Raw genomic sequence first — 15,723 nt, forward strand, 5'->3', positions numbered from 1 at the left:
TTTCCCATCGACATTTACTAGGACGTCCTAGTAAATTCGATGGTATGGACGCTGACGCGATCGAGGAAGGCCGCCTCCGCTGGCAGGCCCGTTACGACAAGGCCCGCAAGCGCGACGCGGACTTCACCACGCTCTCCGGCGACCCGGTCGAGCCGGTCTACGGGCCCCGCCCCGGCGACTCGTACGACGGGTTCGAGCGGATCGGCTGGCCCGGGGAGTACCCCTTCACGCGCGGGCTCTACCCCACCGGGTACCGCGGCAGGACCTGGACCATCCGCCAGTTCGCGGGCTTCGGCAACGCCGAGCAGACGAACGAGCGCTACAAGATGATCCTGGCCAACGGCGGCGGCGGGCTCTCCGTCGCCTTCGACATGCCGACCCTGATGGGCCGCGACTCCGACGACCCGCGCTCGCTCGGCGAGGTCGGGCACTGCGGCGTCGCCATCGACTCCGCCGCCGACATGGAGGTCCTCTTCAAGGACATCCCGCTCGGCGACGTGACGACGTCCATGACGATCAGCGGGCCCGCCGTGCCCGCCTTCTGCATGTACCTCGTCGCGGCCGAGCGCCAGGGCGTCGACCCGGGTGTCCTCAACGGCACGCTGCAGACCGACATCTTCAAGGAGTACATCGCGCAGAAGGAGTGGCTCTTCCAGCCCGAGCCGCATCTGCGCCTCATCGGCGACCTGATGGAGCACTGCGCGCGGGACATCCCCGCGTACAAGCCGCTCTCGGTCTCCGGCTACCACATCCGCGAGGCCGGGGCGACGGCCGCGCAGGAGCTGGCGTACACCCTCGCGGACGGCTTCGGGTACGTGGAGCTCGGCCTCTCGCGCGGGCTCGACGTCGACGTGTTCGCGCCGGGGCTCTCCTTCTTCTTCGACGCGCACCTCGACTTCTTCGAGGAGATCGCCAAGTTCCGCGCCGCGCGCCGGATCTGGGCCCGCTGGCTGCGTGACGTGTACGGGGCGCGGACGGACAAGGCCCAGTGGCTGCGCTTCCACACGCAGACCGCGGGCGTCTCGCTCACCGCGCAGCAGCCGTACAACAACGTCGTACGCACGGCGGTCGAGGCGCTCTCCGCGGTCCTCGGCGGCACCAACTCCCTGCACACCAACGCCCTCGACGAGACCCTCGCCCTGCCGAGCGAGCAGGCCGCCGAGATCGCGCTGCGCACGCAGCAGGTGCTCATGGAGGAGACCGGCGTCGCCAACGTCGCGGACCCGCTGGGCGGTTCCTGGTACGTCGAGCAGCTCACCGACCGCATCGAGGCCGACGCGGAGAAGATCTTCGAGCAGATCAAGGAGCGGGGACGCCGCGCCCACCCGGACGGTCAGCACCCCATCGGGCCGATCACCTCGGGCATCCTGCGGGGCATCGAGGACGGCTGGTTCACCGGGGAGATCGCCGAGTCGGCGTTCCAGTACCAGCGGTCCCTGGAGAAGGGCGAGAAGCGGGTCGTCGGCGTCAACTGCCTCGAAGGCTCCGTCACGGGCGACCTGGAGATCCTCCGCGTCAGCCACGAGGTGGAGCGCGACCAGGTACGGGATCTCGCGGACCGCAAGGGCCGACGCGACGACGCGCTGGTCCGCAGCTCACTCGACGCGATGCTGACCGCCGCGCGGGACGGCTCCAACATGATCGCGCCGATGCTGGAGGCGGTACGCGCCGAGGCGACGCTGGGCGAGATCTGCGGCGTGCTGCGAGACGAGTGGGGCGTGTACGTGGAGCCCCCGGGCTTCTAGACAGCCCACGGTCCGGAGGGCTCTTAGGGGCGCGGGGAACTGCGCGACCGGCCCCCACCGACCCGCAGATGGGAACAAAACCAGCCAAACAACCCCCACCCCGGTCGACACCGAGAATTAATAGGTTTAGGGCCCAGGGGCCAGGGCAGGCGCGGCCGGTCAGCCCCCGCCTGCCCCTGGAGTCATTCGTGACCTCGAACGGCCACGCCCGCACCGCCGCCTTCGCGATAGGAGCCGCCACCTGCACCGTTCTCGGTGCGCTGCTCGTGGGTGGCTCCGGCGAGGTGAGTGCGAGCCCGCCGCCCGAGCCGAAGGTGCAGGACGAGTTCGATTCGCTCGGGCCCGCGGTGCGGGCGGCGAAGCTCTCCGACGGGCGGACCGCGCACTACTCGGACACCGGTGAGAAGGACGGCAAGCCCGTGCTGTTCATCGGCGGCACCGGTACGAGCGCCCGCGCCTCGCACATGACGGACTTCTTCCGTACGACGCGCGAGGACCTGGGCCTGCGGCTCATCTCCGTGGAGCGCAACGGCTTCGGCGACACGGAATACGACAAGGACCTGGGCAAGGCCGACTTCGCGAAGGACGCACTCGAAGTCCTCGACAAGATCGGCGTCGACGACGTCTCGGTGATCGCGATCTCCGGCGGCGGGCCCTACGCCGCCGAGCTCGCCGCGCGGGCCCCCGGCCGGATCTCGCAGCTGCACCTCGCCGCCGCCCTGCCGCCGTACGGCGACAAGCCCGCGTACTGCGGCCTGTCCGACGACGCGCTCGCCGGTGCGGTGAAGGACCAGATCAAGGACCCGCGCAAGTGGTGGGCCTTCCCCGACGACAGTCCCGTGAAGTCGATTCCCGGCTTCGCGGACACCGCGTACGAGGAGGGGGCGCGGACCTACAACCAGCGTGGCCAGCAGGCCGACCCGGCGCCGCAGGTGCACGAGCAGAAGCTGTACTGCCAGCGCCCCGGCCCTGACCTGTCGAAGCTGGACGCGCCCGTCTACCTCTACGGCGGCAAGAAGGACACCACCGTGCCCCCGGCCACGCTGAAGACCTGGCAGGAGGCGCTGCCGGGCAAGGCGAAGGTGCGGACGTACGCCGACTCGGGCCACGACGTGCAGTACCGGCACTGGGACCAGATCCTGGTCGATCTGGCCGGGCACGGGGACCGTACGGTCGTGTGCAAGGGCGGTAAGACGCGGGTGCTCGTCGCGCGCGAGGCCGACCACTTCCTCGACAAGGGCAAGGCCACGCTGGGCAGTTGCGCCTGGGCGAAGAAGAAGTAGGCAGGGTCACGAAGTAGTAGGCAGCGTCAGGAAGCAGTAGGCAGCGTCAGGCGGAACAGCGCGCCCCCGCCCGGTGCCCGTTCCGCCGTGAGCTCCGCGCCGTGCGCGTGCGCGATCTGGCGTGCCATCGCGAGACCGAGGCCCGATCCCGGCAGGGCGCGGGCCTTCTCGGCGCGGTAGAAGCGGTCGAAGACGTGCGGCAGGTCCTGTTCGGAGATGCCGGGGCCGTGGTCGCGCACGGTCAGGGCCGTGGCGGTCAGCGAGACCTCGACGGGGGTGCCCTGCGGGCTGAACTTGGCCGCGTTGTCCAGGAGGTTGGTCAGCAGCCGGGACAGGCGCGCCGGTACGCCGGGGATGCTGAGGTCCGCCGCGTCCGGTGCCACCTGGAGGCCGAAGGGGACAGCGGGCCAGTGGCCGCGGGCCGCGTCGACGCCGTGGGCGACCAGCGGAGCGAGCCGTACCTCCTCCAGGAGGGGTTGGGGCTCCTCCTCCCTGGCCAGTTCGATCAAGTCGTTGACCAGCCCCGTGACTTCGCGCAGCTGGCGGCCGAGCGCGCCGGACGCCCGGTCGCGCTGAGCGTCCGTCAGGCGGTCGGCCTTGGCGAGCAGTTCGGCGTTGGTGCGGAGCGCGGTGAGCGGGGTGCGCAGCTCGTGGGAGGCGTCGGCGACCAGGCGGCGGCGGGCCGCGACGGACTCCTCCAGTTCGGCGAGCATCGTGTTGAACGTGGCGGCCAGGCGCGTGACTTCGTCCTCGCGGCCGGGCGGTCCCGGGGGCAGCTCGATGCGGTGGCGGGCGTCGCGGGTGGCCGCGATGCGTTCGGCGGTGGTGGTGAGGCGGGTGATCGGGGCGAGGCCGGTGCGCGAGACCCAGTAGCCGCCGAGCCCGGAGAGCAGCACCCCGGCGCCGCCCACCGCGGAGAGCAGCGAGGCGGCCTGGCTGACGCCGCGCTCGGCGATGTCGGCGCGGAGCGCGACCTGGACGGCCTCGCCCTTGCCGAAGGTGGTGGTGAACATCCGTCCCGGTTTGCCGCCGGGCAGCGTGAAGTTCGAGTAGTACGGGGCCTGGTGGCCGGTGGCGACCGCGCGCGTCACCGGTGTCACGGGCAGCAGATAGGGCTTGGCGGGGTCCTTCGCCGCGTCGGCGGGGACGATCTGCGAGCAGGCGGGCGCGCCGAGGAAGCGGCACTCGCCGGTCACCACGCCGGGGCCCTCGGTGCGGTGCTGCTGAGCGATGAGCGTCGCCGACTGCGCGAGGTTCTGGTCGAGCTGCTGGTAGAGCTTGTAGCGGATCACGAAGAACGCGGCGGCGCACACCCCGACCGCCACCAGGGCCACGGCGGCCGCCGCCATCAGCGCGAGGCGGGTGCGCAGCGGCCTGCGGCGCTGCCAGCGCGCGCCGAGCCGGTGCCGGGCGCTCACGGGGTGCCGAGCCGGTAGCCGACGCCGTGCACGGTGTGCACCAGGCGGGCCTCGCCGCCCGACTCCAGTTTGCGGCGCAGGTAACCGACGTACACCGCGAGGGAGTTGGAGTCCGGGCCGAAGTCGCGGCCCCAGACCGTCCGTTGGATCAGGTCGCGCGGCAGGACCTGGCCCGCGTTGCGCAGGAGCAGTTCGAGGAGGGCGGCCTCGGTGCGGCTGAACTCCACGGCACGCGCGCCACGGCGTCCCGTGCGGGTGACCGGGTCCAGGACGAGATCGCCGTACGAGAGGGCGTCGTCGTCACGCTCTGGCCGCTCGGGCGTCAGGCGCCTGAGCAGGGCCCGGACGCGGGCCACCAGCTCGTCCAGGGCGAACGGCTTGACCAGGTAGTCGTCGGCACCCGCGTCGAGGCCGTCGACGCGCTCGCTCACCGAGTCCAGGGCGGTGAGGACGAGCACCGGGGTGCGGTCGCCCGCCGCGCGCAGCTGGCGGCAGACGGCGAGGCCGTCCATGACCGGCATCAGGACGTCGAGGACGAGCAGGTCGGGCTGCCAGCGGGCGACCGCGAGGAGCGCGCGGTGGCCGTCGGCCGCGCCGCGCACCCGGTGGCCCTCGATGGTCAGGGCGTCCTCCACGGCGGCGCGCACCTCGGGGTCGTCGTCGACGACGAGGATCTTGTGGGGCGCGGGTTCCGCGCCGCCCGGTAGGACGCCCTTGCCGGGCGGGCTCGTGAAGCTCATGCCCCCACGGTGCCAAACGTGCTTCTTAAAACCCTCTTAGACCCTCTCGTAATGCTCCATTGCCATGCGAACCTCTCACTCCGGTCCCGCGGATCGTCCGGGCCGCTCCCGTCTCTCCGTGGTGATCGGTGCGGGCGGCACCGGCGGCCACATCTATCCGGGCCTCGCCCTCGCCGACGCGCTGCGCCGGGCCGTGCCGGACGCGGTGATCTCCTTCGTCGGCACCGAGCGCGGCCTGGAGACCCGGCTGATCCCGGACGCCGGCTACCGCCTGCACACCGTCGACATGATCCCCTTCGACCCCTCGCTCGGCGCCCGCCGCTATCTGCTGCCCGCCGCCCTGATGAAGTCCGGCGCCCAGTGCCGGGCCATCCTGCGCGAGCAGGGCGCGCAGGTCGCCGTCGGCATGGGCGGCTACCCCAGCGCCCCCGTCATCGTCGGCGCCCGCATGGCGGGTCTGCCGAGCCTGATCCACGAGTCCAACGCCGTGCCGGGCCGCGCCAACCGGTTCGCCGCCCGGCTCACCCCGAACATCGCGGTCGCCTTCGACCGCAGCCGCGCCCATCTGCCCGGCGGTGAGCGCGCCTTCACCACCGGCATGCCCATCGCGGCGCCGCTCGCCGCCCTGGACAGGACCGCGCTGCGGGCCGAGGCGCGGCGCGTGCTCGGGGTGCCCGAGGGGCGGCGGCTGATCCTCTTCAACGGCGGCAGCCTGGGCGCCAAGCGACTGACCGAGGCCGCGCTCGGGCTCGCCGCGCGCTGGCAGGGCCGCCCCGACGTGTATCTGCTGATCAAGACGGGGCCCGCGGCCCTGGAGGAGTCGGCCGACCGGCTCGCGTACGAGGGCGGCGGCACCGTCGCGCGGGCCGTGCCCTACCTGGACCGTATGGACCTCGCCTACGCGGCCGCCGACCTGGTCGTCTGCCGCGCGGGTTCGGCGACCGTCGCCGAGCTCGCCGCCACCGGCGTACCCGCCGTCCTCGTGCCCTATCCGCACGCGCCCGGCGACCACCAGACCCACAACGCCCGGGTCCTGACCGACGCGGGCGCGGGCCTGCTGCTTCCCGACGGGGAGACGACCGCGGAGCGCCTCGCCGAGCTCGTGGGGCCGCTGGTCGTGGACCCCGCGCGGCTCGCCGCGATGAGCGGCGCCGCGGACCCCGGGCCGCACGCCCGCGCCGCCGACCTGCTCGCCGAGCGGGTCCTCGGACTCACCCACCACACGCCTCACCTGGAGTACGCATGAGCACCTTTTCCTGGCAGAACCGCACCGTCCTCGTCACCGGCGCCGAGGGCTTCATCGGCTCGACGCTCGTCGACCTGCTGCTCGAAGAGGGCGCGAAGGTCAGGGCGTTCGTGCACTACAAGCCGTACGCCGAGAAGGGGCACCTGGCGCATCTGCTCGGTGACCCGCGGGTCGAGATGATCGCGGGCGACGTGCGGGACGCGGGGCGCGTGATGGACGCGGTCGAGGGCTGCGACACGGTCTTCCACCTGGCCGCGCTGATCGGCATCCCGTACTCGTACGACTCCCCGGGCGCGTACGTCCAGACGAACGTGGTCGGCACCGAGAACGTCGCGGAGGCGTGCCGGCGGCACTCCGTGCGGCGGCTCGTGCACACCTCCACCAGCGAGGTGTACGGGACCGCGCTCACGGCGCCGATCAGCGAGTCCCACCCGCTGCAGCCGCAGTCGCCGTACTCCGCGTCGAAGATCGGCGCCGACATGATGGCGCTCTCGCACTGGCACGCCTTCGAGCTGCCGGTGACGGTGGTGCGGCCCTTCAACACGTACGGTCCGCGGCAGTCGGCCCGTGCGGTCATTCCCACGATCCTGGCCCAACTGCACGCCGGTGCGCGGGAGATCAAGCTCGGCTCGCTGACGCCGACCCGCGACTTCACGTATGTCACGGACACCGCGCGGGGGTTCATGGCTCTCGCGGTGGCCGACCGGGCGCTCGGGCACGCGGTGAATCTCGGGGTGGGGCAGGAGATCTCGATCGGCGATCTCGCGGAGGCGTTGATCGCGGCGTCGGGCCGCGAGGCCTCGGTCGTCGTCGACCCGGCGCGGCTTCGCCCCTCGGGCAGTGAGGTGGAGCGGCTTCTGTCGGACAACTCGCGGGCCCGCGAATTCTCCGGGTGGGTCCCCGAGGTCTCCTTGGCGGAGGGCCTCAAGCTGACCTCCGCCTGGGTCGCGGACCATCTGCACCTGTTCGCGCCTGAGCGGTATCAGGTCTGACCGTTGGCCGCGGGCCGGTGGGGGCTTGTCGCGCAGTTCCCCGCGCCCCTTACGGGGCCGTCCCGACCGGGGGCGCCGTCTTTTAGGGGCGCGGGGAACTGCGCGAGCAAGCGCAGCGGGCCCGCAGCCGCCGTACGACCGCCGGGGGCAGACGCGACCGCGCGCCCTTACGGTGCGGCCGCCGCCGCCAAACCGCCCAGCAAGAGCAACGTAAAGCGGCGGGCCCACTCCTCGTCCACCGGCTCCCCGCTCACCAGCGCCCGGTGGACCACCGCCCCGGCGATCACGTCGAAGATGAGGTCGGCGGTGTGGGCGGCGGAGACGGGGTCGGACTCGGCCGGGAGTTCGCCCCGTTCCTGGGCCCGCGCCCGGCCTGCGAGGACCAGCCGCTTCTGCCGGTCGACGATGGACGCGCGGATCCGCTCCCGCAGCGGCTCGTCCGTCGTCGACTCGGCGACCACCGCCATCAGCGCCGTCTTGGTCTCCGGCCGCCCCAGCAGCAGGGCGAACTGGAGGACCACGCCCTCGATGTCCGCGGCGAGGCTGCCCCTGTCCGGCAGCTCCAGCTCGTCGAAGAGCTCCGCCACCGCGTCCACGACCAGCTCGCTCTTGCCCGCCCACCGCCGGTACAGCGTGGTCTTGGCGACGCCCGCACGCGTGGCGACGTCGCTCAGGGTCAGCTTGGACCAGCCCAGTTCGACCAGGCCCTGACGGGTCGCCTCCAGGATCGCGGCGTCGGCCGCGGCGCTACGGGGGCGGCCTCCGGTGCGGGCGGGAGGTGTGATGCGGCTCTGCATGCCCGCGACCATACCGGCCAGTACGGAGTGGGCCGGGGTGCCGAGTGAGGGAGATCACCGAGGCCGTCTTCCCATGCTCCGGGCCCGCCAGTTACGCTACGACGCGTAGCGAAAGCAGATGGGCGCGGTGAACGGCGAACTCCCGCCCCCATGAGCGAGCGCCACGAGAGACAACCACATGTGCGGGGTGGGGACCCCGCGTCAACCACCGGTCCTCCTCGGGACCTTGAACGGTGCCCCTCGGGTGCCCCGCAATCCGGCGGGGGTCCGCGGACCGGCACGGTTCCCGCACGGCTTGGGGGAGGATGTACTCATGCAGCCACGGAACATGTCCATGAGTGGAGTCGTCGACCTCGCCGCGGTGAAGGCGGCCCAGGAGGCCAAGGCGAAGGCGGAGCAGGCGCGCGCCGAAGCGGCCAGGCAGGGCGGCGGCGCCCCGGGGGCCGTCTCACCGGCGAGTCTCGTCATCGATGTCGACGAGGCGGGTTTTGAACACGAGGTCCTCCAGCGTTCCGCCGAGGTCCCGGTCGTCATCGACTTCTGGGCCGAGTGGTGCGAGCCCTGCAAGCAGCTGAGCCCCCTCCTGGAGCGCCTCGCGCAGGAGTACAACGGCCGCTTCCTCCTTGCCAAGATCGACGTCGACGCCAACCAGATGCTGATGCAGCAGTTCGGGGTCCAGGGGATCCCGGCGGTCTTCGCGGTGGTGGCCGGGCAGGCCCTGCCCCTCTTCCAGGGCGCGGCCCCCGAGGCGCAGATCCGCCAGACCCTGGACCAGCTGATCCAGGTCGGCGAGGAGCGCTTCGGCCTGACCGGCCTGGTGGTCGACCCGGACGGGCAGGCGCAGGAGGCCCCGGTGCCGGCCGAGGTGCCCGCCGGTCCCTATGACGCGCTGCTCGAATCCGCCGTGCGGGCGCTCGACGCGGGCGATCTGGCCGGCGCGGTGCAGGCGTACAAGAACGTGCTCAGCGACGACCCGGGCAACACGGAGGCCAAGCTCGGCCTCGCCCAGGCCGAACTGCTCCAGCGCGTGCAGGGCCTGGACCCGCAGCAGGTCCGCCAGGCCGCGGCCGAAGGACCGGCGGACGTCGCGGCGCAGATCGCGGCGGCCGACCTGGATCTGGTCGGCGGCCACGTCGAGGACGCCTTCGGACGGCTGATCGACGCGGTGAAGCGCACGGCGGGCGACGACAGGGACGCCGCGCGGGTGCGTCTCCTGGAGCTCTTCGAGGTCGTGGGTGCGGACGATCCGCGGGTGACGGCGGCGCGTACGGCGCTCGCGCGGGTGCTCTTCTGACCCGTGCGCCCACCCGTCGGCTGACCAGTCCCTAAACGCGGGGGCATGTGATGCCCGAGTGAAAACCTTGTCCCCAGGACGCCACAGTGGCCGCGCTTTACCAAAACTTGGTAAACGCGGCCGCTGTTACTCGGAGTAAGACAGCGGTGCCCTTCTGAGCGGGTTCGACCGCTCATGTCCCGTTCTGCTCCGGCCCGTTAAGCCACCGTGCGTACCCGACCGATACCGAGCGGTCGCGCTTCGGTTATCCCCCCGTTACTAGCGAGTAACGAACCCCCTTGTGCGGGGGCCGAGAATGCACCACGATCGGCGACGCTCGGTCCAATAACCCGCAGCCCGACAGCCAATCGGGTAGCGGTGTTTCTGGGTCCCCACCGAGCAGGCCGGTGACGCCGTCGCCGGTCTTGGACAGGGGGGTCTCTGCCGGTTCCGGCAGGGCCTGTCCGCGAGGTTGTGCGTGATGCGTCAGGCGCGACCAGTGGTTGTCGCTCGGGGGTGATCGCCGGTGATGTGTGGTGCGGTTCGTGCCTCCGTAGCGGGCGCTCTCCTTCCCGAGGACGTAGCACTTCTCCCATCCCTGCCCGGCTGAGCCGCCCGAACGGGAGCAGTCAGGGCCGGAGATGTACGTCCGAGAAGGAGGAAAGTCATGGAGTCCGTGGCTCGTGGCGGAACCAGATGGAAGCGGTTCGCCGTGGTCATGGTGCCGAGCGTCGCGGCGACTGCCGCGATAGGCGTCGCCCTGTCCCAGGGTGCGCTCGCGGCATCGTTCAGTGTGTCAGGGCAGCAGTTCAAGGTGACTGCCAAGGAGCTCAACGGTACGGGATTCGTCCAGTACGGAGCCCTGGACAGCGGCAAGTCGGGTAACCACCCGGTCGCCGTCGTCGGTCTCGAAGAGGCCACGATCACCAACCTCTGTCAGTCCGTGGTCGTCCCGGTCCCGGTCTTCGGCGATGTGTCGATGACCCTCAAGGCCGGTGGCGAGGGTGGTCCGAAGGTAGAGGCCAAGAAGCTCTACATCGACGCCGATGACCTGAAGGCCAACGCGACCTTCAACAAGGTCGACATCGGCGTCTCGGTCGACCAGACCACCAAGGGACCGGGTCCGGCGAAGGGCGACAAGTACGCCCCGGACTCGTTCGCGCAGCAGGCGGAGTCGGTGCAGTTCACCGACGTCAAGCAGCGTGCGTGGGCGACCACTGCCGGCACCTTCAAGCTCTCTGGCCTCGGCATGTCGGTCAAGAAGGGCAAGCACGAGTGCTACTAGGGCAGTTGATGCCCTGGTGCGGCGTATCCGGATGACTGATCGGGGTACGCACTCGTTGCGCTGAACGGCCGGGCGCGGGGGCGCGACGGCAATGACGGAGCCGTCCCCGTGCCCGAAACCGCACGACACACAGAACCAACGCCATTCCCGAGGAGCTGTACGACATGAGCGCCGAAGCGCAAGTGGGACTGGGCGACAAGCTCGGCCGGATGCGCCGATCGTTCCGAGGGTGGCGCGGTCAGCGCCCGTTCTGGGGTGGTCTGCTGACACTTCTCGGTGGCATCCCGATCATGTATTTCCCGTACGCGAACCTCACGCTCGGCACGATGACGATCCGGATGGCGACCACCGCCGGTGCCGGATCGCTGATCATCGGCGTGCTGTTGGTCGTGCTCGGCCTGACCATGTGGTTCCAGCCGCACTCCCGTGTCTTCGCGGGCGTCGCGGCGATCCTGCTCGCCCTCGTCTCCCTGGTCGTCTCCAACTTCGGCGGCTTCGTCATCGGCTTCCTGCTCGCCCTGATCGGCGGCGCCCTCGGCGTCTCCTGGGCGGCCGCACGGCCCGCCGGTGAGCCCGCGAAGGGAGCGGCACCGGGGTCCGGCGACCCCGTGGACGACGGGGCTCCCGGGCCCCCCGCTCCGGCGGCCGCGGGCGGGGTGAGCGGGGAACAGGACGATCTGTCAGGAACGAGCCCGACAAACGGGACGAACGGGAGGCACCGTGCCGGCTGACGAGGTGCACCACGAGAGCTCCGCGGGGGAGCCTCGTGCGAGAACCGGGCCGCGCCACGCGGCACCCAGAAAGCCGCTGTTCACCCGGCTCCAGGTGCCCGCGGGCAAGGCGATAGCCATCGCCGCGATGCCCACCGCCGTGCTCATGGGCATGGGGCTGACCCCGACGCTCGCGCAGGCCAAGCCGGGCGTCCCGGACAACCCCTTCCAGGACGGCCCGTGCGTCACGGCGCCCGACAAGGACGCGGAGAAGGACGCCAAGGACGCCGAGAAGGACGCCGCGGACAAGGCGAAGGAGGACCAGGCCAAGAAGGACGCCGAGGAAGCCGCCGAGAAGGACGAGAAGGACGAGGCGAAGAAGGACGAGGCCAAGGAGCCGACTCCGTCGACCTCGCCCTCCTCGGACGACGAGGCGGACCCGGACGGCAAGGCCGAGCCCACCCCCACCCCGTCCGCCGGTGACAAGAAGGACGGCGAGAAGAAGTCCGAGCCGGCTCCCGAGCCGACCGAGACCAAGAACCCCTGGGACCCGCTGGGTGTCGGCGAGGCCATCAAGGACGCCTTCACGCCCGACGAGCCCGACGAGCCCGACGAGCCCGACGAGAAGGAGTCCGGGAAGCCGGCGCCCGACCCCTCGGCCTCCAAGGAGACCAAGTCTCCCGAGGACGCGGCGAAGGACACGGCCGACAAGGTCACCAAGCCCGTCGAGGACACGGCCGACAAGGCCGAGGACGGTCTCAAGGACGGCGCGGACAAGGCGAAGGACGAGACCGACAAGGTCAAGGACGACGCCGAGAAGGCCCTGAAGGACGCCGCCGACAAGGCCAAGGACGAGACCGGCACCGAGGCCGAGGACCCGATGGCGCCGGACGAGAACGGCAAGAAGCCGTTCCCGTGCGTGGTCGAGAAGAAGGACGCCGGAGAGGGCGAGAAGCCCCCCGCGCCGATCCCGAACCAGCCGTGGAACCTGGAAGCGAGCTCCCTGACGCTCAAGGGCGCCGACTACCAGGGCGTCGTGAACCTGACGATGCCCAACGGCAAGACCAAGCAGGCCCTGAAGTACGTCGTCCAGAACACCGACATCGGCGATCTGCACCAGATCGTCGAGGGACCGGGCGGCAAGAAGTACCACGTCGAGGCCGCCAAGGGCTCCACGTCCACCATCCGTGGCGGGGAGACGACCATGTACACCGAGCGGATCTCGGGCAAGCTGTTCGGGCTCATCCCGATCACCTTCGACCCCGAGCACCCGCCGCCGCTGAACATCCCGCTGATCTACTTCACTGACGTGAAGGTGCAGCAGGCGGGCCAGTTCGGCGGGAACCTCACCATCCCCGGCCTGCACCAGTCGATCACCGACTAGTCGCGCACGGACCTTCCCGGGAGCCGCGAAAGCACCGAGGGCGCCCCCTTCCACAGGGGGCGCCCTCGGTGTCGTACGAGGCGGGGATCAGTCGCGGTCGCCGCCGCCCAGGTGGTGCACCCGGACCATGTTGGTGGTGCCGGGGACGCCGGGGGGCGACCCTGCGGTGATGACGACGGTGTCGCCGTCGTTGAAGCGGTTGAGCTTGATCAGCTCGGCGTCGACCAGCTCGACCATCGCGTCGGTGTTGTCGACGTGCGGCACGACGTAGGTGTCCACGCCCCAGCTCAGCGTGAGCTGGTTGCGGGTCGCCTCGTCCGTGGTGAAGGCCAGGATCGGCTGGGCCGCGCGGTAGCGGGACAGGCGGCGGGCCGTGTCACCGGACTGCGTGAAGGCGATCAGCGCCTCGGCGCCCAGGAAGTCCGCGATCTCGCACGCGGCACGGGCCACCGAACCACCCTGCGTACGCGGCTTCTTGCCGGGCACCAGCGGCTGGAGACCCTTGGCGAGCAGCTCCTCCTCGGCCGCCTTGACGATCTTCGACATCGTCTTGACGGTCTCGATCGGGTACGCGCCGACGCTCGACTCGGCCGACAGCATGACCGCGTCGGCACCGTCCAGGATCGCGTTGGCGACGTCGGACGCCTCGGCGCGCGTGGGGCGCGAGTTGGTGATCATCGACTCCATCATCTGGGTCGCGACGATCACCGGCTTGGCGTTGCGGCGGCACATCTCCACGAGGCGCTTCTGCACCATCGGGACCTTCTCGAGCGGGTACTCGACGGCCAGGTCGCCACGGGCCACCATCACGGCGTCGAACGCCGCGACGACGCCCTCCATGTTGGCGACGGCCTGCGGCTTCTCCACCTTGGCGATGACGGGGACCCGGCGGCCCTCCTCGTCCATCACCTTGTGGACGTCCTTGACGTCGTTGGCGTCGCGCACGAAGGACAGGGCGACCATGTCGCAGCCCATCGCCAGGGCGAAGCGCAGGTCCTCGATGTCCTTCTCCGAGAGCGCGGGCACGTTCACGGCCGCGCCGGGCAGGTTGATGCCCTTGTGGTCGGAGATGACACCGCCCTCGACGACGATCGTCTTCACGCGCGGTCCGTCCACCTCGACGACGCGCAGCTCGACGTTGCCGTCGTTGATCAGGACCTGGTCGCCCTTGGAGACGTCGCCCGGCAGACCCTTGTAGGTGGTGCCGCAGATCGACTTGTCGCCGGGCACGTCCTCGGTGGTGATGGTGAACTCGTCACCGCGCACCAGCTCGACGGGGCCCTCGGCGAAGGTCTCCAGGCGGATCTTCGGCCCCTGGAGGTCGGCGAGCACGCCCACCGCGCGGCCGGTCTTCGTGGCGGCCGCGCGCACACGGTCGTAGCGACCCTGGTGCTCGGCGTGGGTGCCGTGGCTGAAGTTGAAGCGGGCCACGTTCATGCCGGCCTCGATCAGCGAGACGAGCTGCTCTTCGGAGTCGACGGCGGGGCCCAGCGTGCAGACGATTTTGGAACGGCGCATGGGGGCGATCCTATCGGTTTGTTTCGCTTCGGAATATTCCGTCTGGTGGAATCTACAAATGGGCGGACGGCCGCTCAGTCGTTGCGGTCAGGCCGGGGCGCCGGCCTGACCGACCGCGCCGACCAGGGCGTAGGTCTGCTGGGCGATCTCCAGCTCCTCGTCCGTCGGGACGACGGCCACGGCCACGCGTGCGTACTCCGGCGAGATGAGCCGCGCTTCGTCGGATCGTACGGAATTGAGCTCGCCGTCGACCGCGAGGCCGAGCTCTTCGAGACCGGCCACGGCCGCCTCGCGCACCGGCGCCGCGTTCTCGCCGACGCCCGCCGTGAACGCGACGGCGTCGACCCGGCCGAGCACCGCGTAGTAGGCGCCGATGTACTTCTTCAGCCGGTGGACGTAGATGTCGAAGGCCAGCGTGGCCTCCTGGTCGCCCTCGTCGACGCGACGGCGGATCTCCCGCATGTCGTTGTCGCCGCAGAGCCCGATCAGACCGCTCTTCTTGTTGAGCAGGACGTCGATCTCGTCGATGGACATCCCGCCGACCCGGGCCAGGTGGAAGATGACCGCGGGGTCCATGTCACCGGAGCGGGTACCCATCACGAGCCCCTCCAGCGGCGTGAGCCCCATCGAGGTGTCGACGCACTTCCCGCCCCGTACGGCCGAGGCGGAGGCGCCGTTGCCCAGGTGCAGCACGATGACGTTGACGTCCTCGGGCGCCTTGCCGAGCAGCTTCGCGGTCTCGCGGGACACATAGGCGTGCGAGGTGCCGTGGAAGCCGTAGCGCCGCACGCGGTGCTCGTCGGCGGTCTTCACGTCCATCGCGTAGCGCGCCGCGGACTCAGGCATCGTCGTGTGGAACGCGGTGTCGAAGACGGCGACCTGGGGCAGGTCGGGGCGCAGGGCCTGGGCGGTGCGGATGCCGGTGATGTTCGCCGGGTTGTGCAGCGGGGCCACCGGCACCAGGCGCTGGACCTCCGCGAGCACCTCGTCGGTGATCACGGTCGGCGCGGTGAACTTCAGACCGCCGTGCACCACCCGGTGGCCGATCGCGGCCAGTTCGGGGGAGTCCAGGCCGAGGCCGTCGGCGGCCAGCTCCCGCGCGACGGCCTTGAGCGCCGCCTCGTGGTCGGCGATCGGCTCCTCGCGCTCCCGCACCTCGGCGCCGCCGGTCAGCGGGGTGTGCTTGAGCCGCGAGGTCTCCTCGCCGATCCGCTCGACCAGGCCGACGGCGAGCCGTGCGCTGTCGCGCATGTCGAGCAGCTGGTACTTCACCGACGAGGAGCCGGAGTTGAGGACGAGTACGCGCGTAGCGGTCACGGAATTGAGACGCTT

General features: G+C 70.9%; 13 protein-coding genes. 8 read left to right on the top strand and 5 right to left on the bottom strand.

Annotation, left to right across the window (positions count from 1 at the left end; all coding sequences use genetic code 11):
* The first annotated feature begins 44 nt into the window (after positions 1-44).
* Positions 45-1,745, top strand: coding sequence for a methylmalonyl-CoA mutase (locus tag ACIO9J_RS09150; RefSeq protein ID WP_401994897.1), 1,701 nt, complete (start codon positions 45-47; stop codon positions 1,743-1,745).
* A 188-nt stretch (positions 1,746-1,933) separates the two neighbouring features.
* On the top strand, positions 1,934-3,028 hold the full coding sequence (locus ACIO9J_RS09155) for an alpha/beta fold hydrolase (protein ID WP_401994899.1): 1,095 nt from the start codon (positions 1,934-1,936) through the stop codon (positions 3,026-3,028).
* 26 nt (positions 3,029-3,054) lie between these two features.
* Here the strand turns inward: ACIO9J_RS09155 and ACIO9J_RS09160 are convergent, their stop codons facing one another.
* Both ACIO9J_RS09160 and ACIO9J_RS09165 read right to left on the bottom strand, forming a co-directional pair.
* On the bottom strand, positions 3,055-4,446 hold the full coding sequence (locus tag ACIO9J_RS09160) for a sensor histidine kinase (protein WP_401994901.1): 1,392 nt from the start codon (positions 4,444-4,446) through the stop codon (positions 3,055-3,057).
* A complete protein-coding gene (locus ACIO9J_RS09165; protein WP_401994903.1) occupies positions 4,443-5,186 on the bottom strand; it encodes a response regulator transcription factor in 744 nt (247 codons plus the stop codon). The genes ACIO9J_RS09160 and ACIO9J_RS09165 overlap by 4 nt, the downstream gene beginning before the upstream one ends.
* Positions 5,187-5,250: 64 nt before the next feature.
* Between ACIO9J_RS09165 and ACIO9J_RS09170 the strand changes: the two genes are divergently transcribed.
* Both ACIO9J_RS09170 and ACIO9J_RS09175 read left to right on the top strand, forming a co-directional pair.
* Positions 5,251-6,432 (top strand): UDP-N-acetylglucosamine--N-acetylmuramyl-(pentapeptide) pyrophosphoryl-undecaprenol N-acetylglucosamine transferase, encoded by a 1,182-nt coding sequence (locus ACIO9J_RS09170; RefSeq protein ID WP_401994905.1) that lies wholly within the window; start codon positions 5,251-5,253, stop codon positions 6,430-6,432.
* Positions 6,429-7,424 carry an SDR family NAD(P)-dependent oxidoreductase gene (locus tag ACIO9J_RS09175; RefSeq protein WP_401994907.1) on the top strand — a complete coding sequence of 332 codons (996 nt, stop codon included), beginning with the start codon at positions 6,429-6,431 and terminating at the stop codon, positions 7,422-7,424. Before ACIO9J_RS09170 ends, ACIO9J_RS09175 begins: the two co-directional genes overlap by 4 nt.
* A 167-nt stretch (positions 7,425-7,591) precedes the next feature.
* Here the strand turns inward: ACIO9J_RS09175 and ACIO9J_RS09180 are convergent, their stop codons facing one another.
* Complete coding sequence (locus tag ACIO9J_RS09180) at positions 7,592-8,221, bottom strand: TetR/AcrR family transcriptional regulator (RefSeq protein ID WP_401994909.1); 630 nt, start codon at positions 8,219-8,221, stop codon at positions 7,592-7,594.
* 313 nt (positions 8,222-8,534) lie between these two features.
* On the opposite strand from ACIO9J_RS09180, the gene ACIO9J_RS09185 reads away from it, so the two are divergent.
* From ACIO9J_RS09185 to ACIO9J_RS09200, 4 genes are all read left to right on the top strand, one after another.
* A complete protein-coding gene (locus tag ACIO9J_RS09185; RefSeq protein WP_401994911.1) occupies positions 8,535-9,515 on the top strand; it encodes a tetratricopeptide repeat protein in 981 nt (326 codons plus the stop codon).
* Between the two features lie 646 nt (positions 9,516-10,161).
* Positions 10,162-10,779 (top strand): DUF6230 family protein, encoded by a 618-nt coding sequence (locus tag ACIO9J_RS09190; RefSeq protein WP_401994914.1) that lies wholly within the window; start codon positions 10,162-10,164, stop codon positions 10,777-10,779.
* Between the two features lie 164 nt (positions 10,780-10,943).
* On the top strand, positions 10,944-11,510 hold the full coding sequence (locus tag ACIO9J_RS09195; RefSeq protein ID WP_401994917.1) for a DUF6114 domain-containing protein: 567 nt from the start codon (positions 10,944-10,946) through the stop codon (positions 11,508-11,510).
* Positions 11,500-12,873 carry a hypothetical protein gene (locus ACIO9J_RS09200; RefSeq protein ID WP_401994920.1) on the top strand — a complete coding sequence of 458 codons (1,374 nt, stop codon included), beginning with the start codon at positions 11,500-11,502 and terminating at the stop codon, positions 12,871-12,873. The genes ACIO9J_RS09195 and ACIO9J_RS09200 overlap by 11 nt, the downstream gene beginning before the upstream one ends.
* Positions 12,874-12,960: 87 nt before the next feature.
* Here ACIO9J_RS09200 and pyk read toward each other — a convergent pair whose 3' ends face one another.
* Together pyk and ACIO9J_RS09210 are read right to left on the bottom strand one after the other, a co-directional pair.
* Positions 12,961-14,391 (bottom strand): pyruvate kinase, encoded by a 1,431-nt coding sequence (pyk, locus tag ACIO9J_RS09205; RefSeq protein WP_401994923.1) that lies wholly within the window; start codon positions 14,389-14,391, stop codon positions 12,961-12,963.
* Between the two features lie 87 nt (positions 14,392-14,478).
* Entirely contained in the window at positions 14,479-15,708 is a 1,230-nt protein-coding gene (locus ACIO9J_RS09210; RefSeq protein ID WP_401994925.1) for an acetate kinase, read from the bottom strand.
* Positions 15,709-15,723: the final 15 nt, after the last annotated feature.

The sequence above is a fragment of the Streptomyces sp. NPDC087300 genome (assembly GCF_044744425.1).
Lineage (GTDB): Bacteria > Actinomycetota > Actinomycetes > Streptomycetales > Streptomycetaceae > Streptomyces.

Coding starts and splice junctions, on each gene's coding strand:
- ACIO9J_RS09180 (WP_401994909.1), bottom strand. CDS start 8,221: ATGCAGAGCCGCATCACACCTCCCGCCCGCACCGGAGGCCGCCCCCGT.
- ACIO9J_RS09170 (WP_401994905.1), top strand. CDS start 5,251: ATGCGAACCTCTCACTCCGGTCCCGCGGATCGTCCGGGCCGCTCCCGT.
- ACIO9J_RS09150 (WP_401994897.1), top strand. CDS start 45: ATGGACGCTGACGCGATCGAGGAAGGCCGCCTCCGCTGGCAGGCCCGT.
- ACIO9J_RS09190 (WP_401994914.1), top strand. CDS start 10,162: ATGGAGTCCGTGGCTCGTGGCGGAACCAGATGGAAGCGGTTCGCCGTG.
- pyk (WP_401994923.1), bottom strand. CDS start 14,391: ATGCGCCGTTCCAAAATCGTCTGCACGCTGGGCCCCGCCGTCGACTCC.
- ACIO9J_RS09195 (WP_401994917.1), top strand. CDS start 10,944: ATGAGCGCCGAAGCGCAAGTGGGACTGGGCGACAAGCTCGGCCGGATG.
- ACIO9J_RS09175 (WP_401994907.1), top strand. CDS start 6,429: ATGAGCACCTTTTCCTGGCAGAACCGCACCGTCCTCGTCACCGGCGCC.
- ACIO9J_RS09185 (WP_401994911.1), top strand. CDS start 8,535: ATGCAGCCACGGAACATGTCCATGAGTGGAGTCGTCGACCTCGCCGCG.
- ACIO9J_RS09165 (WP_401994903.1), bottom strand. CDS start 5,186: ATGAGCTTCACGAGCCCGCCCGGCAAGGGCGTCCTACCGGGCGGCGCG.